Genomic DNA, 23,349 nt, shown 5'->3' on the forward strand with positions numbered 1-23,349 from the left:
AGAAACAAAAAGAGCCGCGAAGTATCTGCTTCGCGGCTCTTTCTATTTACTCTTCGGTTTTTCGTCCCTTGCGGTCCTGCTTTTCCTCTTGGGGCGGCGTTTCCTCCGCCTTGGGCTCGGGCAGCTTCTCCACCCGGACCTTGGCAATGCGCCGTTCCTCGATTTTCTCCACCGTAAAGGAATACCCGGCAATCTGCACCACCGGATGCTCATTCGCTTTGGGAATATGGCCGAGGCTTTCCAGAAGCATGCCGCCCACCGTGTCGTAATCCCCTTCCGGCAGCTCCACATCAAGCTGCTCGGACAGCTCGTCGATGTCGGTGGTGCCGTCCACGGTAAAGGTGGTGTCGGACAGTTTGACTACGTCCTCTTCCTCATTGTCGAATTCGTCCTGGATGTTGCCCACAATGGATTCGAGCAGGTCCTCCATGGTCACGATGCCCGCGGTGCCGCCATATTCGTCCACCACCACGGCCATTTGCACCTTGCAGCGCTGCAAATCCTGCAACAGCTCCCCGCACTTTTTCGCCTCCGGGATATAGAGGGTCTGGCGCATCACCGAGGTCAGCGGCAGCTTTTCCGGCAGGTTCTTGCCTACATACTTAAGCAGGTCCTTGACGTAGCACACGCCCACGATGTTATCCAGCCCCTCCCGGTAGACCGGGATGCGGGAATATCCTTCCTCTATGGCGATCTGGAGCACATCCCCGATGGAGTCCTCCTCGTCTACCGCCGAAATCTCGGTGCGGTGGGTCATGATCTCGCCGGCGGTAATGTCGTCAAACTCAAAGACGTTGGAAATCATTTCGCTGGTGGCTTCCTCGATGACGCCCCGTTCCTCGCCCTCATCCACCATCATGAGGATTTCCTCCTCGGTCACGCTCTCGTCCTCGGCGTTGGGGTTAAAGCCCAGCAGCCGGAGCACGCCGTTGGTGGTCTTGGACAAAAGCCAGATAAAGGGCTTGGTCACCACCGCAATGCCCCGCAGGATACCCGCCACCTTGTAAGAGATGCCCTCCGCCCGCTGCATGGCGATGCGCTTCGGGACCAGCTCGCCGAACACCAGCGTCAGAAAGGACAGCAGCAGGGTGATGACCACGGTGGCGATGCCGGAGATGACGCTGGCTGGGATCGGCACAACGCCGTCAAGGGCCGCGGTGATCTTCTCGGCAAAGGAGGTAGCCGCCACGGCGGAGGCCAGAAACCCGGAGAGGGTTACGCCCACCTGGATGGTGGCAAGAAAGTTGGAGGGGTTGGAGGTCATCCGCATGAGGATGCCCGCCTTTTTGTTGCCCTCTTCCGCGTCCTTCTTGAGCTTGTTGTCGTTGAGGGTGATGATGGCGATCTCCGACGCCGCAAAAAAGGCGTTAAAGAAGATCAAAAGCACCAGAATAAGCAGCTGGAGCAGTGTGCTTCCCCAGTCGCCCGTTTGCGCGGAGGCGACGGAAGCGGTGAGCAGTATTCGACTGCCGTCAGGATCCATGATAAGTCCCCTTTCCAAATTGGTCCGTTTTCTGTTTTATTCGCTTTGCGGCCTCGCCTTACCCGCCAAAACCGGCGAAAAAGGCAGAGATTCTTCCGAGGCGTTTCTCTATCATGATAATAGAACCCCGTGCCTCTGTCAAGAGGCGCAAAACCGCGTATTCAGCCGGTTTATCGAAGACGGCGGTGTTTTCGAAAACCAGATTCTTTTTGCTTGTTTTTTCGTTCCGTTACATTGTAAAAAAAAGAACCCCTGAAAATTCATAAATTTAATGATATTTAGGCTTTACAGGTATCTGTAAAAATGCTACACTTTTTAAGGTCGAGGAAAAGGACAGATTTCGTCTTTTTCCGCCCCTTCCGATTACCGGATTTGCCGTTTTGCCCGGGCGCGGAACAGCGGCATAAGGACAGCTTCGCGTAATCGAAATCGCCGACAAAGGTTTGTTAAGACCTTGAAAAGGGAGGAAAAAATAAAAATGGCAAGAAAAATGAAAACCATGGACGGCAACAATGCCGCCGCGCATGTATCCTATGCGTTTACCGACGTAGCCGCCATTTATCCGATCACGCCGTCATCCGTTATGGCGGAAGAGACCGATAAGTGGGCCGCTGGCGGACGCAAGAACGTCTTTGGCCAGGAGGTCAAGGTCGTGGAAATGCAGTCCGAGGCTGGCGCTGCCGGTGCGGTGCACGGCTCTCTCGCCGCGGGCGCTCTGACCACCACCTATACCGCTTCGCAGGGTCTTCTCCTGATGATTCCGAACATGTATAAGATGGCTGGCGAGCTGCTTCCCTCCGTCATCCACGTTTCCGCGCGTGCCCTTGCTTCTCACGCCCTTTCCATCTTCGGCGACCATTCCGACGTGTACGCCTGCCGCCAGACCGGTTACGCCATGCTATGTTCTTCCAGCGTGCAGGAGGTTATGGACCTGGGCGCTGTGGCTCATCTGGCCGCCATCAAAGGCCGCGTTCCGTTTTTGCATTTCTTCGACGGCTTCCGCACCTCTCATGAGGTCCAGAAGATCGAAGCTTGGGACTACGAGGACTTAGCGGAGATGCTCGACTGGGATGCGGTTGACGAATTCCGCCGCGGCTCTCTCAATCCGGAGCATCCGGCCCTGCGCGGCTCTGCGCAGAACCCGGACGTGTTCTTCCAGGCCCGCGAGGCCTGCAACCCCTACTACGATAAGATCGTAGATGTGGTTGAGGAGTACATGAACAAGGTTAACGCCAAGATCGGCACCAAATATAAGCCCTTCAACTACTATGGTCCCCGCGACGCCGAGCGCGTCATCATCGCCATGGGTTCCGTGTGCGACACCATTGAGGAAACCGTGGATTACTTAAATGCCAACGGCGACAAGGTCGGCCTGGTGAAGGTCCGCCTGTACCGTCCGTTCTCCGCCAAGCACCTGATCTCCGCGCTGCCCTCCAGCGTCAAGAAGATCGCCGTGCTCGACCGCACCAAGGAGCCGGGCTCCATCGGCGAGCCGCTGTATTTGGACGTGTGCGCGGCGGTGCGCGGCACTGAGTTTGCCGACTGCACCATCCTCACCGGCCGTTACGGCCTGGGCTCTAAGGACACCACGCCGGCCCAGATCATCGCCGTTTACCGCAACCTGGAGGCCGCCCGTCCGAAGAAGCGCTTCACCATCGGCATTGAGGACGATGTGACCAAGCTCTCCCTGAAGATCAAGGAGAACCCGGACACCACGCCCCGCGGCACCCATTCCTGCAAGTTCTGGGGCTTGGGCTCTGACGGCACCGTCGGCGCCAACAAGAACTCCATTAAGATTATCGGCGATAATACCGATATGTATGCGCAGGGCTACTTTGCCTATGACTCGAAGAAGTCGGGCGGCGTCACCATCAGCCATCTGCGTTTCGGCAAGAAGAAGATCAAGTCTACCTACTACATCAGCAAGGCGGATTTCGTGGCCTGCCACAACCCGTCCTATGTGGACAAGTACGACATGGTCGAGGACCTCAAGCCCGGCGGAACCTTCCTGCTCAACTGCGACTGGGAGGGCGAGGAACTTTCCGAGCGCCTGCCGGCCAAGATGAAGCGTTACATTGCCAAGAACGACATCAAGTTCTACACCATCGACGCGACTCACATTGCCAAGGAGCTTGGCCTGGGCGGCCGCATCAACACCATCCTGCAGGCAGCCTTCTTCAAGCTCGCCAAGATCATCCCGGCGGACACGGCCGTTACCCTGATGAAGGAAGCAGCCACCAGATCCTACGGCAAGAAGGGCGAGAAGGTGGTTGCACTCAACCATGCGGCCATCGAGCGCGGCATTGACGGCGCAAAGAAGGTCAAGGTTCCTGCAGAATGGGCTAAGGCCGAGGACGCTGCGGTGGAAGCGAGCGCTACCACCTCCAGCAACCCGAAGCTTTCCAAGTTTGTCGACACCATTCTCCATCCGGTCAACAAGCAGCAGGGCGACAAGCTGCCGGTTTCCGCCTTCTCCGACGAAGTCAACGGCGAAATCCCGCAGGGCTCCGCGGCTTACGAAAAACGCGGCATTGCGGTGGATGTTCCGGAATGGAATCCGGCGAACTGCATCCAGTGTAACTTCTGCTCCTATGTGTGCCCCCATGCGGTCATCCGCCCGGTCGTGATGAACGAGGAAGAGGCGGCCAACGCTCCGGAGCTTCTCAAGTCCAAGATGGTGGACATGACCGGTATGCCGGGCATGAAGTTCGCCATGACCATCTCCACGCTCGACTGCACCGGCTGCGGCTCCTGCGCATCCGTCTGCCCGGGCCGCAAGGGCGAGAAGGCCCTGACCATGCAGCCCATCGACACCCAGCGGGAAGGCCAGAAGTCCTTTGACTACGGCAGAGAACTGGCTCCGAAGGCCGAGGTCTTCGAGAAGTTCAAGCCCAACACCGTCAAGGGCAGCCAGTTCAAGCAGCCGCTGCTGGAATTCTCCGGCGCCTGCGCGGGCTGCGGCGAGACCCCGTACGCGAAGCTCGCTACCCAGCTCTACGGCGACAAGATGTACATCGCCAACGCCACCGGCTGTTCTTCCATCTGGGGCGGTTCCTATCCGTCCACCCCGTACACCACCAATTACAAGGGCTTTGGTCCTGCCTGGCAGAACTCTCTGTTTGAAGACAACGCTGAGTTCGGCTACGGCATGGCGGTGGCCCAGGGCGCCATCCGCAATCGTCTGGCCCAGTATGTGACCCGCATCGCGGAGATCTCCTTCGGCGACGTGCAGGCGGCGGCCAAGGAATGGCTGGACACCTATGCCGATACCGCGGCTAACGGCCCGGCGGCTGATAAACTGCGCGCGGCTCTGGCCCAAGTCAAGGACGACGGCGAGGTCGGCCAGCTGACCGCTAAGGTTCTGGCGGACGCCGACTACCTGGCGAAGAAGTCCACCTGGATCTTCGGCGGCGACGGCTGGGCGTACGACATCGGCTTCGGCGGCCTGGATCATGTCATCGCTTCCGGCGAAGATGTGAACATCCTGGTCTTCGACACCGAGGTGTACTCCAACACCGGCGGACAGGCTTCCAAGTCCACCCCGATCGGCTCGGTCGCCCAGTTCGCGGCTGCTGGTAAGGCGGTTAAGAAGAAGGATCTGGCCGGAATCGCCATGAGCTACGGCTACGTTTACGTGGCGCATGTGGCCATGGGCGCCGACTACAACCAGTGCATCAAGGCCTTCAACGAGGCCGAGAGCTATCACGGCCCGTCCATCATCATCGCCTACGCTCCGTGTATCAACCACGGCATCAAGGGCGGCATGGGCATCAGCCAGGCCGAAGAGAAGAAGGCAGTGGCCGCCGGTTACTGGAACCTCTTCCGCTTTGACCCGCGTCTCGCAGACGAGGGCAAGAACCCCTTCACCCTCGACAGCAAGGCTCCCACCGCCAGCTATCGTGACTTCATCATGGGCGAAGTTCGTTACAACTCTCTGACCCGTTCCTTCCCGGAGCGCGCGGAGAAGCTGTTCGGCGAAGCCGAGAAGGTCGCGGCCGATCGTTACGAGCACCTGCTCAAGCTCTCGAAGCTTTACGAATAATTCATCCGGTTTCCAACGAGCGCCGGGCTTTCCATTTGGGAAGCTCGGCGCTTTTTCTATGATGGGAATAAAATTTACGATTGACCTCTTGTGAATGTCCACTCTTGATTTATCAAGTGGTACGATCAGGGCATCCCTTTCTTTTGGCAGCGCAAAAGAAAGAACGACGAAAAAAGCACAACAAAGCATGAAAAGGAGCCGATCCAATGGAAACGTATCCGGATCTTCTCAAAGAGCTGCGGCGGGACCGCGGGCTTACGCAAGAAGCGCTGGCGAAAGAGCTGGGTCTGTCCACACCCAGCTACCGCCGCTATGAAAACGCCCACGGCAACATGCCTCTGGACATTCTGACCCGCCTCGCGTTCTTCTTCGACACCTCCACCGACTACATCCTGGGCCTGACCGACAACCCCAAGCCATATCCCCGCCGCAGCCGTCTGCCATGACCGGCAGGCTGTGAGCGCCATGGGTATAAAACCGCATTTTCCCAGAGTGCATCTTTTTCATAGACAAATCTCCTCAGGAATGTTACAATAGATTAAATTGGTTTCTTTGCGCAAAAACGCAGGGCGTTTTACAAGAATATCTGTAACATTTTAGGAGGAAACTTTCTATGAAGCTCGCAAAACGCATCACCACCTTCGTGCTGGCACTGGTCTTGACACTCAGCATGACCTCGTGCAGCAGCACGACCTGGGCCGTAAAGTCCGGCGACGACACCATTCCCACCGGCTTGTATCTTTCTTACCTATTTTATACCTTCAATAGTCTTTATAACAATTATTATAATATGGGCAACGACGTCTCCAACTTTTTTAATGAAAAGCCGAACAATTCCACTATGGAGCAGTATATCATGGATACCGCACGGGACTCCGCCAAGGAATCTCTCGCCGTCACTCAGTGGCTACGGGAGCTGGGCCTGGAAATTCCTCAGGAAGAGCTGGACAGCGCCAACCAGACCGCGGAGGAATCCTATGAGCCCAACGCCGATTATCTCACGCAAATCGGCCTGACTAAGGATGACATTATCGCCTACTACAAGGACAACGCTGCTTTCCGCACCCTCTTCAATCACTTCTTCGGGGAAGGCGGAGAAAAGGAAATTTCCCTCCAGGAGCTGAAGGACGATTTCTATGAAAACAACTATCGGGTGGAAATCTTCTATGTCCCGCTGAAAACCTCCACCGGCGGCTCTCTTTCGGAAGAGGAACAGCAGGCGATAAAAGACCGGCTTAACGGCTACGCCAAGGAGATCAATGAGCAGGGCGCGACCTTTGCGTCCATCCGGGAAAAAGAAGCCGAGCTCACCCCCAGCGTGGCCAGCACCTCTGAGGACAGCGCCGGCTATCTGAGCAAGGATAACGTCAGCGAGGACGATCTGGTTTCCTCCACCATCGCTTCCCTTGCCGAAGGGGAGGCCACTGCCTTTGACTTTAGCAGCTATTATTACGTTCTGGCTCAGAAGATGCCCATCAAAAGCGCGGAGACGGACAAGCATGTGGAGGATTATCAGTTTTCTCTGCGGTATGCCATCGCTCAGGATGAATACGAGACTATGATCACCGACCGTATCAACAAAACCAATTATTCGCTCAATAACACCGTTTTAAAGAAATATAGCCCCCGGTCCTTCCTGGTGGACACTACCTCCAGCACCGCGTCCTCTAAGTAAGGCACCGCTCGTTCCAGGTTGTTTTTTCTGCCGACCCGGACTTTTTCACAAGTCCGGGTCCGTTTTTTCTTCGTAGACGGCAGAGGAAAATCCCTGCGCAAAATGGCAATTTTACTCTTGCTTTTCCAGACAAACTATGGTATTATAAAATGCGTCTTGGAAATGCGGGTGTAGTTCAATGGTAGAACTCCAGCCTTCCAAGCTGGTCGCGTGGGTTCGATTCCCATCACCCGCTCCACACGTTTTCATGTATGCGCTTGTAGCTCAGGTGGATAGAGCAACTGCCTTCTAAGCAGTGGGTCAGGGGTTCGAGTCCCTTCAAGCGCGCCAGATATGGTGGATATAGCTCAGTTGGTTAGAGCGCCAGATTGTGGCTCTGGAGGCCGTCGGTTCGAATCCGATTATCCACCCCATGCACAAAGGGTCTTAGGTCGAAACGCTTTCAGACCTTGGGCCCTTTGTCTCATCTTGGGATGTAGCCAAGCGGTAAGGCAACGGACTTTGACTCCGTCATCTCGGTGGTTCGACCCCACCCATCCCAGCCAGCGGCGGGCGCCGCAAAAAAACACACCTCAAAAAATGAGGTGTGTTTTTTTATACCTTACCAACTGCACGGCGCTTTTGAGATGTATTTTTACGCACGAAGCCTGTAAATTCTATACTTTGTAACTCCCTTTTAAAATCCCAGACCGTCGGGTTTGAGCTATTTTAGTATTCTCTCGCCGCTGCTATTATGGGTTGTCCGGGGAGTTCTTTTTCTTATGTTGCAAAAAAGAAAAGACGCTCTATGAAATCGCGTTTTATTTCTTTTTGCGCGGACATACTACGAATGTAGACGCCACCGGGCGCCTTACAACATCAACTTGAAAAAGGAGTCTTCTTTTATGAGCAAGAATCAGAAGCAGAACAACAGCTATTCTAACTCCAACAACCAGAATAACAGCAAAAACCAGAAGCAGAACAACAGCTTCTCCAATTCCAACAACCAGAGCAACAGCAAAAACCAAAAGCAAAACAACAACTACCAGAATAAGCGGGACAACCAGTTCGATGACTAACCGCAGCGCCAAAAAAAGCAAACCTTCGGTCGAAAACGTGGCCGAAACGCTCAAAAAGCAGGGCAGAGGCTCTATCCCCTCCGACGTAACCGGCAGCTATACCGGCCAGTCGGCCACGGGAGAACGTCCGGAGCAGGACGCGGACGATCTGTAGGCGTCCGCTTTACGAGCGCGGCAAAATATGCTATGATGAAAAGCAGGATCACAATCCTTTTGTGGTTCTGCTTTTTCTTTGTCTGACGCAATCGGCTGGAGGAATGAAATCATGCTCTTACGTGATCTTCGCATCCGCGACGTTTTTGTGCTTCCTTGTCCCCAGGAAAGGTGCTACTATCTGTATGGGAGCACCGATTCGGACACCTGGAACGGTCCCGGCGTCGGATTCGACGCTTATGTCACTACGGACTTTGAGCACGCAGAGGGTCCCTTCCCCGTCTTTCGCCCCGCTCCCGGCTTCTGGGCCGACCGGCATTTTTGGGCGCCGGAGGTGTACTCCTACCGGGGACGGTATTACATGCTTGCTTCCTTTAAGAGCGGGTCCGCCTGCCGGGGCACCCAGGTGCTGGCGGCGGAGCATCCGAAAGGCCCTTTTGTCCCGGTTTCCAACAAGCCGGTCACACCCGCTGAGTGGGAATGCCTGGACGGCACTCTTTACGAGGAAGACGGGCAGCTTTATCTAGTCTTCTGCCGGGAATGGGTGCAAACCGGGGACGGTGAGATGTACGCCATGCCTTTGGACGAAGCGTTAAACCGGGCTGGGGATCCTATTTTGCTCTTTACCGCGTCCAACGCTCCCTGGGCCCGGCCCCGTTTTCCCCAGCAGGACGGTCACGAGGTCATCGCTTACGTGACCGACGGCCCCTTCCTGTACCGCACGAAAGACGGATCCCTTTTGATGCTCTGGTCTTCCTTTGGGGAATCGGGCTATGTGCAGGGCTATTCCCGCTCTCTGACCGGCAAGGTCAAGGGACCCTGGACCGCGGCGAAAGAGCCGCTTTATGCCAAAGACGGCGGGCACGGTATGCTCTTTCGCGCCCTGGACGGCCAACTGACCCTGGCGCTGCACACTCCCAACTCAAACCATGCCGAGCGGCTAAAGCTGCTCTCTGTAAGCGACGAAGGCGGCTTCCTGACCGTCCTAAAATAGCTCTTTGAGCTATTTTTTACGCATCCGGCCACCCTTGTGGCCGGGCACAATGATCGTGATTGGCCCCGGGCCGGGACGGCCCGGATGACCGCTTTTTATAGCTTTGCTGCGCAGAGCTAGAGAAAATCCACCCACATCAGAAAGAGAGGAATGGTTAGATGGAACGTTATGCATGGAAAGCCATTGTCAAGGAAGGAAAGATCGACGAATACGTCAAGCGGCACAATGAGATCTGGCCGGAACTGGTAGACGTGCTCAAGGCGGCCGGAATCAAGAACTACACCATCTGGAACGTAGGCAACGAGCTGTTCGGGTACTACGAATGCGAGAAGGGCGTGCAATTTGCCGCCGAAACCCAGGCGAAGAGCCCGGTGGTGGACAAATGGAACGAGTTCATGAAGGATGTCATGATCATGGAGATGGACCCGGAAACCGGCGCCCAGCCCATGCTCAAGCAGGTCTTTTTCCTGGAATAAGCCGAGTGTTTTCCCCGGCCTCATCCGTCCGGTCAGGAAGGATGGGGCCATTCCCTTTTTCGCCTCTTGACAGGAGCTAACCGCAATGTTTTGACTCCGGGCGGCTCGTGTCAATAATATTCTTCCTTTTCAGCGCCGTTTTGCAGCGGAAATGTGGGACCATGATGGAGAGAGCAAGAGTAAGCAAGAAGGCCTCCTTCCGAATAAATCGGAGGGAGGCCTTCTCTGGATAAGGATAGAAGTTAGCTGAGCATGACCTGGCCGCCGGTGACGGGCACCGCCTGGCCGGTTTCGTATTTCTGTTCCACCACGTAGAACAGGGCGCGGGCCACGTCTTCACCGTAGCAGCCCCGCTTCATAGGAACCTTGGACTCGTAGTAGTTTTTCACGTCCTGCACCGTTTTGGCGCCCGGGACCTTGCCCGCATGCAGGTACTGCACGAAGAGGCCGCGGTCGGGGTCGGACCACAGGGGGCCGTCCAGGAAGTTGCCCGGGCAGATGGAGTTTACCTTGATGTTATACTCCACCAGCTCCAGCGCAAAGCTCTGGGTCAGGCCAATGCCGCCGAACTTCCCGCCTGCATAGGCGAAGTTCTTGTTGCTGCCCTCCAGGCCGGACTTGGAGTTGATCTGAATGATATCGGTCATGTAATCCTTGTTGTACCGGTGCTGGATCTTCATGACGCGGGAGGCGTACTTGGCGCAGATAAAATAAGCTTCATAATTGATCTTGGTGACGAACTCGAAGGACTTGGCGTCCATCTCTTCCAAGCTGCCCGCTTTGAGAACGCCTGCGTTGTTGACGAATACGTCCAGGCCCCCGAAGGCCGCCACCGTCTCGTCCATCATGTTTTTGACCGATTCCTCGTTGCCCACGTCCACCTTGACGGCCAAGGTCCGAGGAGCGGTCTGATTCATTTCGTCGCTGACCTTTTTGGCCAGGTCATAGTTCAAGTCCGCAATCACCACATAGGCGCCTTCCCGCACCATGGCGGTGGCAAGCTCCAGCCCAAAGCCCTGGGCAGAACCGGTGACGATGCACACCTTGCCCGCCAGACGGCCGGTTCCTTGAGGCTTTACCGCCGTGAAGGTGGCTACGTTTTCCACGCATACGCTCTTGGGCGCAGCGCCGTTTTTCTGGATGTAAGCAGGGATTTCCGCCGCCAGCAGGGTGTTGACCGCCTCGGCGTCCACACCGGATACCGTCAGGTCCGCAGGACCCGGCTCGGAAAGCTTCACAAGGTCGGCGGGATCGTTTTTGGAAAGGAGCACGCGCACGGCAGGTGCCACGGCTACGGCAAATTCTTTATTCATAAACAAACGCCTCCAAATTTCACTTTTTTTAAGCTTCCCTTACTGGGCCTTGTTCTCCAGCAGGTATTTCTCCGCCTCGGCGCTCCACAGGCCCTTGTTGCGCCCGCAAATTTCCGCCAGGCCCTTGAAGAAGGGATCCGTCTCGCCAAGCTTCGCAAAATCGGCAATGGCGGTCAGCGGCATTTCGATGCCGGTGTAGATGAGCTTCTTGCCGCCGGGGATCTTGGGCAGGTTTAACGTGGTTTCAATTACCGCGTTGAGGCCGCCTACATGGGTGATCATGGCGGCGGGGTTGATAAGCCCCTTCTCCATCATCTGGAGGGATTCGATCATGTCATCGGTGTTGCCGCCGCTGGTGCCCACAATGTGGGTGGCGGCGTAATGGACGTTATAGAAATTAAACTCGGCCTTGAATTCCGGATTGGTCGGGCCGGCAAAGAAGTTCAGGCAGCCGTCGTGGGCTAAAATCGCGTCGCCCTGCTCCACCACCGGGCGCACCGGCGCGAACACAAACACGTCGTTGTACCCTTCGCCGCCGGTCAGCTCCTTGAGCGCAGCAACCGGATCGGGCGTGGCGGCGGTGTTGAGGTAAATAAGCTCCACGCCGCATTGAGCTGCCTGCTCGGGAGTGAAGAGCTCCTTGGCTCTGGCAAGACGCGCGTCGTCGATATCGGTGACCACCAAAAGGCGGGGACGCAGCTCGTTATGTACCGCGTAGTCAATGGCGCCCAGGCCCATGGGGCCCGCGCCCGCTAAAATCGCCATGCAGCCGCCCTCTTTGATGCCCATGTCATGGACATAGGAGCCGCCGGTGGTATGATAGTTGGCATGGAATCCGCCCACAATGCAGGACATAGGCTCAGCAAGGGAACCATAGAAGAAAGCCTCGCCGTCATAGGGCAGCAGGCATCCCAGCTCCATCACCTCGTGGGGGATGACGATGTAGGTGGCGTCGCCGCCGATGTAGGGATAGGAATAACCGGGAGCGTCCAGGCTGCCGTTGTAGTTGAGAGCGGGCTGGATGGAGAACTTCTGGCCGGGCTTGAATTCGCTCTTCCACTTCTCACCCACCTCGACGATTTCACCGCAGAACTCATGGCCGATGATGATGGGATTTTCGGCGACATCGTTGTGCACACGCTTGTGATCGGCCCCCTGGGAGGTGGCCTTATAGCTGCTCATGCACAGCGAATCGGAAACAACGCGGGCGAGGATTTCGTCCTCGCGGATGGGCGGCAGCTCAAAGCTTTCCAGCCTGAGGTCGTTCTTCCCATAAAGTCTGACAGCTTTTGTAATCATCTGTTTTCCTCCATTGTGTTAAGATAAAAGGTGATGTGTTATACGACTTTGGTCTGACACCGCTGAGCCTCCGCCTGCACCTCTTCGGGAAGCTCCCCTTCGGAGATGAGCACGTCGATGTCCGACATGGTGGCGAAGGTAAAGGGCATGTTGCGGTCGAGCTTGGAGCCGTCCATCAGCATAACCACCGTATGGGCCTTTTTGATAACCAGCTTTTTAAGCTCCGCCTCATCGAAATTGCCGGAGGTGAACTGCCCCGACAGCGAATATCCGGAGGTGGCCATAAAGGCAATGTCCACATTGATGGAGCTTACAAAGTCCACCGCCTTGGCCCCGGAAAGGGTCAGGTTATCGTGGTTGAGGGTGCCGCCGGTGAGCATGACGGTGGCGTTGGGCTTGGTAATCAGTTCGAGCGCCATATTGGGCGCGTTTGTCAGGATGAAATAGTTTCCTTCCGGCAAAAGCCTCGCAAACGCCATGGTGGTGGAGCCCGCGTCGATAAAGACCGAGCAGCCCCGTCGCATAAAGTCCAGCGCCTTTTTGGCAATGGAGAGCTTCGCCTCGGTGTTCTCCTGGGCACGCTGGGAATAGATGGCCTCCTTGAACACCGAAATGTCCGACCCGGCCCGCACACTTCCCCGCATACGGCGGATGAGGCCCTGCTTTTCCATGAATTCCAGGTCCCTGCGGATGGTCATGGAGGACACCTGCGGAAAAAAGGCGAACAGCTCCGCGAGCTTTACTTCCCCGCGCTCCTGGATGTATTCGTTGAGCGCCTGTATTCTCGCCGTGTTCATAGCAGCCTCCGATCCGTTACTCCTCACAAAATAACAAGAATTGTGATATTTCACAGCTTTGAAAATAATTCTAACATTGATATCACAAAAAGTCAACATGAATCCGGAGAAGGTTTCCGTAAATTTGCAAAAGATTTGCGGCGGCTTCTTCCTTCTGGTATACTAAGGAAGAAAACGCGGCTATGAGCCCGCAAAATCCCGTCGGAAAGACGGCAGAGAAAGGACAATTGCGATGATGGTAACACCTAAGGTTCGCGGCTTTATCTGCACCACCGCTCACCCGGCCGGATGCAGGGAAAACGTGAAGGAACAAATCGAATATGTCAAACGCCAGCCCAAGGCCGACGGCCCAAAAAAGGTGCTGGTCATCGGGGCGTCCACCGGCTACGGCCTTTCTTCCCGGATTGCGCTGGCCTTTTCCTCCGGTGCCGCCACGCTGGGCGTGCTCTTTGAAAAGCCGGCAGCCGGCAGCCGGACCGCCACCGCTGGCTGGTATAACACCGCTGCCTTTGAGGAATTCGCCCAAAAGGACGGGCTTTACGCCAAGTCGGTCAACGGGGACGCGTTCTCCAAGGAAGTCAAGGACCAGGTCATCGGCCTGATCAAGCAGGACCTGGGACAGGTAGACATGGTGGTGTACAGCCTGGCCGCGCCCCGCCGCACTGACGCGAACGGAAAGGTGTGGTCCTCGGTGCTCAAAACCACCGGCGCTTCTTACACCAATAAAACCATCGACCTGAAGACCCGGGCGGTTTCCGATGTGACCATCGAGCCTGCCACGGAAGAAGAGATCACCGCCACCGTCAAGGTCATGGGCGGGGAGGACTGGAAGGACTGGATTTCCGCTCTGAAGGCGGCGGACGTGCTGGCTCCAAACGTCGTCACGGTGGCCTATTCCTACATCGGCCCGGCGCTGACCCATCCCATGTATCTGGACGGCTCCATCGGCATGGCAAAACGGCATCTGGCAAAGACCGCAAAGGAAATCACGCAGGAGTTCCCCGGCGTCACCGGGTATATTTCCGTCAACAAGGCGCTGGTCACCCAGTCGAGCGCGGCGATTCCGATTGTCCCGCTTTACATTTCCCTTCTTTACAAAGTGATGAAAGAAAAAGGGCTTCATGAGGGCTGCATCGAGCAGATGACCCGGCTCTTCGGCGAAAAGCTCTGCAATGGTTCCCCTCAAGTGGACGGGGAAGGCATGCTGCGGCTGGACGACTGGGAGATGCGTGACGATGTGCAACGGGAAGTAAGCCGCCTGTGGGAAACCGTCGCCACGGAGAACGTGGAGCAGCTTGCGGACATCGACGGCTACTGGGAGGATTTCTACCGCATGTTCGGCTTCCATCTGCCCGGTGTGGACTACGACGCGGACGTGGCGGTGGACGTGTCCATCCCCAGCCTGGCTTAACACACAAAAATGCCCGGCAACGACGTTGTTTTCGTTGCCGGGCATTTTCGTACCGATCTGGACCCGTTCTTTCGTCTCTTCTCCACCGGTTGGAAAGAACGCGGTCCAGTTACTGGCAGGCGCCCATGAAGCACCTTTCCCGCTAGTCCCTTCGCGGCGTTGGATATCCTTTGTGCCAATGCTGCACTCTATACCGCGTTTTCCCCAGCCGCCCGCGTTGTTGGCATAAACAAAAGAGGCCCGGTTCCATTCGGAACCGGACCTTTGGTTCTCCGGCGAAAGCCGGGCTTATTTCATTCCGCTGTTTTCCTTGACAATGACGTCATGAGCGCCACCCTCCACAATGGAAGTGGCGGACACCAGCGTAATCTTCGCATTCTTTTGCAGCTGCGGGATGGTAATGGCGCCGCAGTTGCACATGGTGGACTTGACCTTTCCAAGCGTCACCCGCACATTGTCCCGCAGAGAGCCGGCGTAGGGCACGTAGGAATCCACGCCCTCCTCAAAGGAAAGCTTCGCCGCCCCGCCTAAGTCGTACCGCTGCCAGTTGCGCGCACGGTTGGAGCCTTCGCCCCAGTATTCCTTGACGTAGTTGCCGTTGATGTTAAGCTTGTTGGTGGGGCTTTCGTCAAACCGGGCGAAATACCGGCCCAACATGATAAAGTCCGCTCCCATGGCCAGCGCCAGGGTGATGTGGTAATCGTAGACGATACCGCCGTCCGAGCAGATGGGCACGTAAATGCCGGTGGCCTCGAAATATTCGTCTCTGGCCTTGGCCACTTCAATGAGCGCGGTGGCCTGGCCCCGGCCGATGCCCTTTTGTTCGCGGGTGATGCAGATGGAGCCGCCGCCGATGCCCACCTTGACAAAGTCCGCCCCGGCCTTGGCCAGATACAAGAACCCTTCCTTATCCACCACGTTTCCGGCGCCCACCTTCACCGTGTCGCCGTACTTTTCCCGGATAAAGTCGATGGTGATCTTCTGCCATTCGGTGAAGCCCTCCGACGAGTCGATGCACAGCACGTCCGCGCCCGCTTCCACCAAAGCGGGAACCCGGGTGGCGTAATCGCGGGTGTTAATACCTGCGCCCACCATATACCGCTTCTTTTCGTCCAGCATCTCCTCGGGATTTTCCTTATGAGACGCATAGTCCTTGCGGAAAACCAGGTAAAGTAGGTGCTGATCCCTGTCGATAACGGGCAGGGTGTTGAGCTTGTTCTCCCAGATGATGTCGTTGGCTTCCTTGAGGGTGGTACCCTCCTGGGCATAGATGAGGGAAGCAAACGGCGTCATGAACTCGCTGACCGGCTGGTCGGTGGTCATGCGGCTGACCCGGTAGTCACGGCTGGTGACGATGCCCAGCAGCGTGCCGTGGGCAGTGCCGTCGTCGGTGACCGCAATGGTGGAATGGCCGGTGCGTTCCTTTAAGTCCAGCACGTCCTGCAGCGTCTGGTCTGGGCGGATGTTGGAGTCGCTCTCCACAAAGCCCGCCTTGTAGCTTTTGACGCGGCTGACCATGGCCGCCTGGCTCTCGATGGACTGGGAAGAGTAGATAAAGGACAAGCCGCCTTCCGTAGCCAGGGCCACCCCCATCTTATCGTCGGAAACCGACTGCATGATCGCAGAAACCAGCGGGATGTTCAGCGTCAGCGCCGGCTCCTCCCCTCTGGAAAACTTGGCAAGCGGGGTCTTCAGGCTCACATTTTGGGGCACGCATTCGTGGGAAGAATACCCGGGTACCAGCAGGTATTCGCTGAAGGTGTGGGATGGTTCGCTGAAATAATACGCCATATCTGCTCTCCTCCTGTGCACGTCTCGTCGGTTTCACGTCCGATTCTGTTGAAAAGGAGCCGCCTAACTGGAGGGGACATTCTGGCGGAAAACCCGTATTTCCGTTTCCATTAGGCGGCACTATATAACTTTAAATTTTACACTGATTTCCCCAAAAGTCAACCGAATTCCCGTTCCTTAAGATGCCAAAAAAACGGCCGGTTTTCCCGCTGAAATCTAGCACATTTACGTAGGATGCGGCTTTTCCCCTCTTTTCCATTCAAAAACCGAGCGCAACGCCAAAACGCCGCGCCCGGTTTTGCTATTCCTGTATAACCGTGTGACGGTTTTTATGCCGGCAGAAGTACCAGGTCGCCCATCCGAAGGCGGCGGACAAAAGGATTCCCAGCCCGAACCGCACGGCGGCATAGATGCTGTGAAACCCGGTTCCTGCCGTCACAATGGCCGAACACAGATAATACGCGAGATTCGCAAGCAGAGTCAGCAAGGTCAGGCCGAACCGCTCTTTTTTGGAAAAATGGGAAAGAAAGAAATCCAAAATCATCAGTCCTCCCACCGCCAGCATGACCGTCGACACCGCCCAAGGATTCAAAAGGCCGTTCAGAAGGGATGGACGCGGGACCAGCAGCCCGCCTAAGGAGGCAAGCGTCAAAAAAACGCCCCAGCCGAGGATGCCAAAATAGAACCGTTTCACTTCCATACCCTCCATTCATCCCCCGATACAAGTATCAGTTTATCGAATTATTTATCCGAATTCAATAAAAGGAAACGGCGAATTGTTCAAAAAACTTGGAAGGTTTAATCCGGCTCCATCAAATCGTACACCCGGTCGTAATCCTTGGTTTCCTCGTTGTACTGGACGGCGCTCTTGTTTTTCTGCAGCAGCTCAATGATCTCATAGACGTCGATCCAAATCTGATTGTCCCCATCCTTCTGGCTTTCGTCAAAAATGAGCTGGAGGCCGAAATGCAGATGAGGGGTGTTGATGTTGTTGACGTTTTCTTTCGAGCTGTATCCGGTCATCCCCAGGTATCCGATCACATCCCCGGCGTTCACCCGGTCCCCTTCCCCGATGGTATAATGAAACGGATGGTCCCGGCGCAGATGCGCATAATAATAGTACCGTTTCCCGTCCAGGGAACGGATTCCTACCCGCCAGCCGCCGTACTGGTTCCACCCCAGAGCCTCCACCACGCCGCTTTCCACCGCGATAATGGGCGTTCCCACGCTGCCCATTAGATCGTTGCCCAGATGCTTGCGCTTATACCCGTAGGACCGGGAGGCGCCGAAATCGTTGTAATGGGAGAAAGAATAGCCGCCGGCAATGGGAGAATAGGCCTTCAGGCCGTACCGCTGCACCACCGTTTTCTGTCCCTCCTGCTGCGGGTCGTCGATTTCGATGCTGTATTCCCCTACAAACCCGTCCAAAATGGCCGTATAGGCCTCCAGATAATAGGAATAATATTGCATCCCATTTGTAATATCTTCGATCTTTTCTCCGTCTAGTAAACGCTGTGCCACCGCATCCAGGTCTTTGGAGGCGGATTTGGGGAGGTTGCCGTAGTTTTTCGCCGACGTATATGCCAGCAGTTCAATCCAATTGAGATGGGGCTCCTTCCCATAGCTGTCCAGGTCGTAGGACAGCGCCTTGCTCATAATGGAAGCCGTCAGGTTAAAGTCCACCCATTTGATGTATTTCTGGGTGTCGCCGTTTTCCTGGGCCACCGTCTGATAAAGCTCCTCCCGGGAAGCGGCGGCGATGGACCCCGCCACACAGATGACCCCCAGCAAAACCGCCACCACCACGATTGCAATCCATTTTCGCTTGACAATCAAAAACATTCCCATCACCCATACATGATTATGCGGGTGACGGGAATGTTATACGCGCGTATCGCTTAGTGAAACCGGCTTACCCTTCGTCGGCGGCCGGCTGGTTTTTGCACAGGAAATCCGCCACCGCCAAGTCATACGGGGTGGTGATTTTAAAGTTCTGCTGCTCGCCCACGACGATTTTCACCGGCAGCCCTTTGAGCCGGTAAATCTTGGACGCGTCGGTGAGGGTTTTCGCTTCCCGCTCGGTCAGGGAACGGCATACCTCGATAAAGGCCGCCATGCGAAAGCTCTGGGGCGTCTGTACCTGGTACATAAGCTCCCTAGGCGGAATGGTGTCGAGAAACTCCCCTTCCCCGGTGGCGATGGTGTCGATGGCGGGAAGCATGGTGTTAGCCGCCCCCACCTCTCTGGCAAAGCGCACGTTCTCCTCCAGAATCCGTGCGCTTACAAAGGGACGCACCGCATCGTGGGAAACAAGGACGTCCTCCTCTTTGATGCCAAAGGTCTTCTCTATATAGCCGCACACCCGCAGAAGGGAGCCGTTGCGGTCCTCTCCCCCCTCCACCACCGAAACAGCGGCTTCGGGCAGGTACTTTTCCAGCAGTACCTTCGTATACTCCATCCATTTGGCGGGCACCGCCACCAGCACCCGGTCGATGCAGCCGGCATGCAAAAACCGCTCCACCGTGTGAATCAGAATGGGGCGGCCGCCGATGGGCAGAAACTGTTTGGGACGCTGGGTATGCCCCATCCGCTCTCCCCGGCCGCCCGCCAGGATCCCTGCGTATACCAAAACGATCCCCGCCTTTTTGCTGTGTTTTCGCAAAGGAAGCGTCCAAACGCCGCTTCTGCGGCGACGCGGCATTCCTGTTTGCCGCCGGCCGCGGTTCGAACGTCTCTTTTGTCCACGCTGCGTGAAGGAACCCGCCTTACAGGTCCATCTGCTGCATAACCTTATATTCGTCCGCAAAGCGAACGTATTCCTCGGCGTTCGCCCGCATTCCCTGTTTTTCCTCCTCGGTCAAAGCCCGTACCGGCTGGGCCGGGCTTCCCAGCGCCACAAAGCCGTCCGGGATCTGCTTATGCCCGGTCACCAAAGCGCCCGCGCCGATCATGGCTTCCTTTCCGATGACCGCCCCGTCCAAAACAATGCTGCCCATCCCAATGAGGGCTCCGTCCTTGATGGTGCAGGAGTGGAGAATGGCGCCGTGGCCCACCGTGACTCCATCGCCGATCACCAGGTCCTCTTCATGGCCGCAGTGAAGGATGCAGCCATCCTGCAGATTGGTACGGTTTCCCACCACAATACGCCGGCAGTCTCCCCGGATGACACAGTTATGCCCGATGTACGTGTCCTCCCCGATGACCACATCGCCGATGATCTGGGCCGTCTCCGCGATATAAGCATCTGGAGAAATCTCGGGCGCTTTGTCCTGGTACGATAGAATCATGGTATTCCCATCCCTTCCGCCTGTCTGCTTTTTCCACAGGCTTTCGTTTGTTATTATAGCAGGCTTTTCTTCCCGCCGCAATCGACACCACAAGTATTTTCCGAAAACCCGGAAAAAATGCAACAAATCCCTTGACAAACGACCGAGGGATGTCTATAATTATCCATGCTGTCTTAAAACTGATGCGGAATTGTGTAATGGTAGCACGGCAGACTCTGACTCTGTTTGTGAGGGTTCGAATCCTTCTTCCGCAGCCAAAACGCCGCAAGTGGGAAACCGCTTGCGGCGTTTTTTTGAAAGATTCTTGCTGACCTTTCGATCTGTGGCCTGTATTGAATTTATAATGTTACACAAAAATAATCCTCCCCGTTTGGTAGAAAACCCGGAATTGTGAGAAATTACAACAAAATCCGGCCTCATTCTGCTTTACAAAACCCGCCGTACCCATTATAATGTAGGATGTATCTTTAGGGGCTACTTTTCGAAAACACAGGCGGCAATGGGTTCGTTGTGCCTACGATGGGGGTTTGCAAATGAATAGCAGCTTTCCCAGAATCATGACCTTGCTTCGTAAGGAACGCGGCATCAGCCAGAAGGCCGCCTCGCAGGGGCTGGGAATTTCCCAGGCTTTGCTTTCACACTATGAAAAGGGAATCCGCGAATGCGGGCTGGATTTCTTAGTCCGGGCAGCGGATTATTACCAGGTATCGTGCGACTATTTGCTGGGACGCACGCCGGACCGCAACGGGGCGCAGATTACGGTGGAGGATATTCCGGAACCGGATGCGGCGGGAAAGGAAAACGTGTTCCGCGGCAGCGTCCTTCCCACGCTCAACAAAAAACTGATTGCCAATTCGCTGAACATTGTGTACGACAAGCTGCAAACCTGCAACAACAAGGGGCTGACCACGGAGGTATCCGCCTTCTTCATGCTGTCGGTGTACCGGATGCTCCGAGTGCTCTACGGGGCCAATCCCAAAAACCCGCAGTCGACCTTCGCTGTCCCGCCTCAGCTTGCCCGCGGTTCGGCGTCGGCTCAGATGCAGCTGGCGGAGGCAAACGCTAAGTGTATTGCCGGAGGGCTCAATCTATGCGGGTTTGAAGGTCTTTCCGACCCTGCTCTGCTTGCCATGACGCCCGAGCAGCTGCTTAAGGATTATCCTTTGTTCGCTTCTTCTCTCATGAACCTGATCCAGAACGCGGAAAACCGCATGGGATACCACAAAAAAACATCGTCCAAATAAAGATGTTTGGCGGCTTGTACCGCCCGGAAGAAATTTTCGGGGGTATAAGCCGCTTTTTGATTTTTCCAATTGGCTGAAAAGTTTCCGGAATCAAAAGCAAAAAAAGCATTGCACCAATGCATTTTTATGCTATAATTGTGTTCTGTGCTAATTTTTACCAGTTGTCAAAACCGCCAATTATAACAGCCATCTCCCGCCTATTTGTATATATCGCACAGAACTTTTCAGTGATTTTCCACATGAGTTATGCGAATATTACCATAAACCCCTTGAAAACTGGAAAAAAAGTTGGTAAAATAAATGCATGGTAACATGGAAACGGAGGGATATTCAATGCCAGAGAACCATTTGCTCGATTGTTCGGCGCCCTTAGCCTTGTTCCACCAGGGGAAACATACGAAAGCCTACGAATTCTTAGGCGCGCACCTGTTCCGGGATGGAAAAGAGACAAAAGCGGTGTTTCGCACCTGGGCTCCCAATGCGGTTTCGCTCAGCGTGGTAGGCACCTTTAACGATTGGGACACCCAGGCCAATCCCATGCGCCGCATTTCCGACGGCGGGGTTTGGGAAGCGGTCGTCGCCGGGGTCAAGCAATTTGATCTTTACAAGTACGCGGTGGAAACCCAGGACGAAGAGGTGGTTTTGAAAACCGACCCGTACGGGTTTCACACGGAAACGGCGCCGGACAATGCTTCCCGCCTTTACGACCTGGAAGGGTACCAGTGGAAAGACGGGGCTTGGCTCGCAAAAAAAGCAAAAACCAACATCTACGAAAGCCCGGTCAACATCTATGAGGTACACGCGGGTTCCTGGAAGCAGTACCCGGACGGAAAGCCCTTTTCTTACGAGAAGCTGGCCGACGAGCTCATTGAATACGTGCTGGAAATGGGATATACCCACATCGAGCTGCTGCCTTTGACCGAGTATCCCTATGACGGCTCTTGGGGCTATCAGGTGACCGGGTATTTCGCCCCTACCTCCCGCTATGGCACTCCAAAAGACCTGATGAAATTCATAGACCGGTTCCACCAGGCGGGCATCGGGGTGATTATGGACTGGGTTCCGGCCCATTTTCCAAGGGACGGGCACGGCCTGTTCCGGTTCGACGGCACCCACTGCTACGAATACGCCGACCCGCGGAAGGGTGAGCACAAGGAGTGGGGAACCTGCGTGTTCGACTATGGGCGAAACGAGGTGGTTTCTTTTCTGACCTCCTCGGCCATGTTCTGGCTGGACAAGTACCACATCGACGGCATCCGGGTGGACGCGGTGGCCTCCATGCTTTATCTGGACTATAACCGCCGGGACGGGGAATGGATCGCCAACAAATACGGCGGCAAGGAAAACCTGGAGGCGGTTGATTTCTTAAAACACCTAAACGAAGCGGTGTTCGCCCAATTCCCCGACGTGATGATGATCGCGGAGGAATCGACGGCCTGGCCGCTGGTTTCCAAGCCCACCTATATGGGGGGCCTGGGGTTCAACTTCAAGTGGAACATGGGCTGGATGAACGACATGCTGCGCTACATGTCCACCGACCCGTATTTCCGCCGGCATAACCACGACGCGCTGACCTTCTCCTTCTTCTACGCGTTCTCGGAAAACTATGTGCTGCCCGTCTCTCACGACGAGGTGGTCCACGGCAAATGCTCCCTCATCGGGAAGATGCCGGGGGAATACGAGCAGAAGTTCGCGGGCGTGCGGGCGTTTCTGGCCTTTATGATGGCCCACCCGGGCAAGAAGCTTTTGTTTATGGGGCAGGAGTTCGGCCAGTTTAACGAATGGAATTACCAGACGGGGCTGGACTGGATGCTGCTCGATTATCCCGCGCACAAGCAGCTGCAGCGCTACTCCAAGTCCCTCAACGAATTTTACCGGGCCCATCCCCAGCTGTGGCAGATTGATTATTCCTGGGAGGGCTTCTCCTGGATTTCCAACGACGACAACCGCAATTCGGTCATCAGCTTCCGGCGGATGGACAAGGACGGCGGTGAGCTGATCGTAGTGTGCAACTTCCTCAACATCGCCCATGACAATTACCGCATCGGCGCCCCCTATTACGGGGAATACGCCGAGGTGTTCAATTCCGACGACAAAAAGTTCGGAGGCTCCGGGATGCATAACCCAACCGTCATCCAGGCGGATTTGGAGACTCCCATGCACGGCTTTGAGCAATCCATTAAGCTGGTGCTGCCGCCTATGTCGGTTCTTTACCTGCGCTGCACCCGCAAGCTCAAAAAGCCGGTTAAACCGGTCAAACAGGCGACCCTTCCCAAGAAGGCGGCTGTTCCTACTCTTGTAAAAAAGGCCATAAAGGAGGAATAAA

General features: G+C 55.7%; 19 protein-coding genes and 5 tRNA genes. 15 read left to right on the plus strand and 9 right to left on the minus strand.

Features of this window, described 5'->3' with window-relative positions; all coding sequences use genetic code 11:
* Positions 1-46: 46 nt before the first annotated feature.
* Positions 47-1,483 carry a hemolysin family protein gene (locus WMO26_RS06255; protein ID WP_349218980.1) on the minus strand — a complete coding sequence of 479 codons (1,437 nt, stop codon included), beginning with the start codon at positions 1,481-1,483 and terminating at the stop codon, positions 47-49.
* Positions 1,484-1,961: 478 nt separating this feature from the next.
* Here WMO26_RS06255 and nifJ point away from each other — a divergent pair, with 478 nt between their 5' ends.
* From nifJ to WMO26_RS06310, 11 genes are all read left to right on the plus strand, one after another.
* Positions 1,962-5,525, plus strand: coding sequence for a pyruvate:ferredoxin (flavodoxin) oxidoreductase (gene nifJ / locus WMO26_RS06260; protein ID WP_349218982.1), 3,564 nt, complete (start codon positions 1,962-1,964; stop codon positions 5,523-5,525).
* A 206-nt stretch (positions 5,526-5,731) separates the two neighbouring features.
* On the plus strand, positions 5,732-5,971 hold the full coding sequence (locus tag WMO26_RS06265) for a helix-turn-helix domain-containing protein (protein ID WP_349218984.1): 240 nt from the start codon (positions 5,732-5,734) through the stop codon (positions 5,969-5,971).
* 167 nt (positions 5,972-6,138) lie between these two features.
* The gene (locus WMO26_RS06270) at positions 6,139-7,200 is read left to right on the plus strand and encodes a hypothetical protein (protein ID WP_349218986.1); all 1,062 of its coding nucleotides are present in this window, start codon (positions 6,139-6,141) and stop codon (positions 7,198-7,200) included.
* Positions 7,201-7,364: 164 nt separating this feature from the next.
* Positions 7,365-7,438 (plus strand) — tRNA-Gly (locus tag WMO26_RS06275).
* A gap of 15 nt (positions 7,439-7,453) precedes the next feature.
* Positions 7,454-7,530: transfer RNA gene (locus WMO26_RS06280), tRNA-Arg, on the plus strand.
* A 6-nt stretch (positions 7,531-7,536) separates the two neighbouring features.
* Positions 7,537-7,613 (plus strand) — tRNA-His (locus WMO26_RS06285).
* Between the two features lie 56 nt (positions 7,614-7,669).
* Positions 7,670-7,745: transfer RNA gene (locus WMO26_RS06290), tRNA-Gln, on the plus strand.
* A 339-nt stretch (positions 7,746-8,084) separates the two neighbouring features.
* Positions 8,085-8,258 carry a hypothetical protein gene (locus WMO26_RS06295; RefSeq protein WP_349218988.1) on the plus strand — a complete coding sequence of 58 codons (174 nt, stop codon included), beginning with the start codon at positions 8,085-8,087 and terminating at the stop codon, positions 8,256-8,258.
* Positions 8,251-8,412, plus strand: coding sequence for a hypothetical protein (locus WMO26_RS06300; protein ID WP_349218989.1), 162 nt, complete (start codon positions 8,251-8,253; stop codon positions 8,410-8,412). Before WMO26_RS06295 ends, WMO26_RS06300 begins: the two co-directional genes overlap by 8 nt.
* 111 nt (positions 8,413-8,523) lie before the next feature.
* Positions 8,524-9,405: a glycoside hydrolase family 43 protein gene (locus tag WMO26_RS06305; protein ID WP_349218991.1), complete on the plus strand. Its 882-nt coding sequence runs from the start codon at positions 8,524-8,526 to the stop codon at positions 9,403-9,405.
* Positions 9,406-9,563: 158 nt separating this feature from the next.
* Positions 9,564-9,881, plus strand: a complete 318-nt coding sequence (locus tag WMO26_RS06310) for an L-rhamnose mutarotase (RefSeq protein ID WP_349218992.1) — start codon at positions 9,564-9,566, stop codon at positions 9,879-9,881.
* A 242-nt stretch (positions 9,882-10,123) separates the two neighbouring features.
* Here WMO26_RS06310 and WMO26_RS06315 read toward each other — a convergent pair whose 3' ends face one another.
* The 3 genes from WMO26_RS06315 to WMO26_RS06325 are packed head-to-tail and all read right to left on the minus strand — an operon-like array spanning position 10,124 to position 13,290.
* Positions 10,124-11,194 carry an SDR family NAD(P)-dependent oxidoreductase gene (locus tag WMO26_RS06315; RefSeq protein ID WP_349218993.1) on the minus strand — a complete coding sequence of 357 codons (1,071 nt, stop codon included), beginning with the start codon at positions 11,192-11,194 and terminating at the stop codon, positions 10,124-10,126.
* 39 nt (positions 11,195-11,233) lie between these two features.
* Positions 11,234-12,493, minus strand: coding sequence for a zinc-binding dehydrogenase (locus WMO26_RS06320; RefSeq protein WP_349218995.1), 1,260 nt, complete (start codon positions 12,491-12,493; stop codon positions 11,234-11,236).
* A 38-nt stretch (positions 12,494-12,531) separates the two neighbouring features.
* Positions 12,532-13,290 (minus strand): DeoR/GlpR family DNA-binding transcription regulator, encoded by a 759-nt coding sequence (locus tag WMO26_RS06325; RefSeq protein ID WP_349218997.1) that lies wholly within the window; start codon positions 13,288-13,290, stop codon positions 12,532-12,534.
* Positions 13,291-13,522: 232 nt separating this feature from the next.
* Between WMO26_RS06325 and fabV the strand changes: the two genes are divergently transcribed.
* Entirely contained in the window at positions 13,523-14,701 is a 1,179-nt protein-coding gene (gene fabV / locus WMO26_RS06330) for an enoyl-ACP reductase FabV (RefSeq protein WP_349218998.1), read from the plus strand.
* A 288-nt stretch (positions 14,702-14,989) separates the two neighbouring features.
* Here fabV and WMO26_RS06335 read toward each other — a convergent pair whose 3' ends face one another.
* The 5 genes from WMO26_RS06335 to WMO26_RS06355 form a co-directional block, all read right to left on the minus strand.
* Positions 14,990-16,492 carry an IMP dehydrogenase gene (locus tag WMO26_RS06335; protein ID WP_349219000.1) on the minus strand — a complete coding sequence of 501 codons (1,503 nt, stop codon included), beginning with the start codon at positions 16,490-16,492 and terminating at the stop codon, positions 14,990-14,992.
* 301 nt (positions 16,493-16,793) lie between these two features.
* Positions 16,794-17,186 (minus strand): hypothetical protein, encoded by a 393-nt coding sequence (locus tag WMO26_RS06340; RefSeq protein ID WP_349219002.1) that lies wholly within the window; start codon positions 17,184-17,186, stop codon positions 16,794-16,796.
* A gap of 104 nt (positions 17,187-17,290) precedes the next feature.
* Complete coding sequence (locus WMO26_RS06345) at positions 17,291-18,334, minus strand: M23 family metallopeptidase (protein WP_349219003.1); 1,044 nt, start codon at positions 18,332-18,334, stop codon at positions 17,291-17,293.
* A 70-nt stretch (positions 18,335-18,404) separates the two neighbouring features.
* Positions 18,405-19,121 carry an IspD/TarI family cytidylyltransferase gene (locus tag WMO26_RS06350; RefSeq protein ID WP_349219004.1) on the minus strand — a complete coding sequence of 239 codons (717 nt, stop codon included), beginning with the start codon at positions 19,119-19,121 and terminating at the stop codon, positions 18,405-18,407.
* 136 nt (positions 19,122-19,257) lie between these two features.
* Positions 19,258-19,779 (minus strand): gamma carbonic anhydrase family protein, encoded by a 522-nt coding sequence (locus WMO26_RS06355; RefSeq protein ID WP_349219006.1) that lies wholly within the window; start codon positions 19,777-19,779, stop codon positions 19,258-19,260.
* A 183-nt stretch (positions 19,780-19,962) separates the two neighbouring features.
* Here WMO26_RS06355 and WMO26_RS06360 point away from each other — a divergent pair.
* The 3 genes from WMO26_RS06360 (at position 19,963) to glgB (ending at position 23,348) form a co-directional block, all read left to right on the plus strand.
* Positions 19,963-20,036 (plus strand) — tRNA-Gln (locus WMO26_RS06360).
* Between the two features lie 276 nt (positions 20,037-20,312).
* Positions 20,313-21,023, plus strand: a complete 711-nt coding sequence (locus WMO26_RS06365) for a helix-turn-helix domain-containing protein (RefSeq protein ID WP_349219008.1) — start codon at positions 20,313-20,315, stop codon at positions 21,021-21,023.
* Between the two features lie 333 nt (positions 21,024-21,356).
* Positions 21,357-23,348, plus strand: coding sequence for a 1,4-alpha-glucan branching protein GlgB (glgB, locus tag WMO26_RS06370; protein WP_349219010.1), 1,992 nt, complete (start codon positions 21,357-21,359; stop codon positions 23,346-23,348).
* The last annotated feature ends 1 nt before the right edge of the window (position 23,349 follow it).

Source organism: Solibaculum intestinale, assembly GCF_040096205.1.
Classification (GTDB): Bacteria; Bacillota; Clostridia; order Oscillospirales; family Acutalibacteraceae; genus Solibaculum_A; species Solibaculum_A intestinale.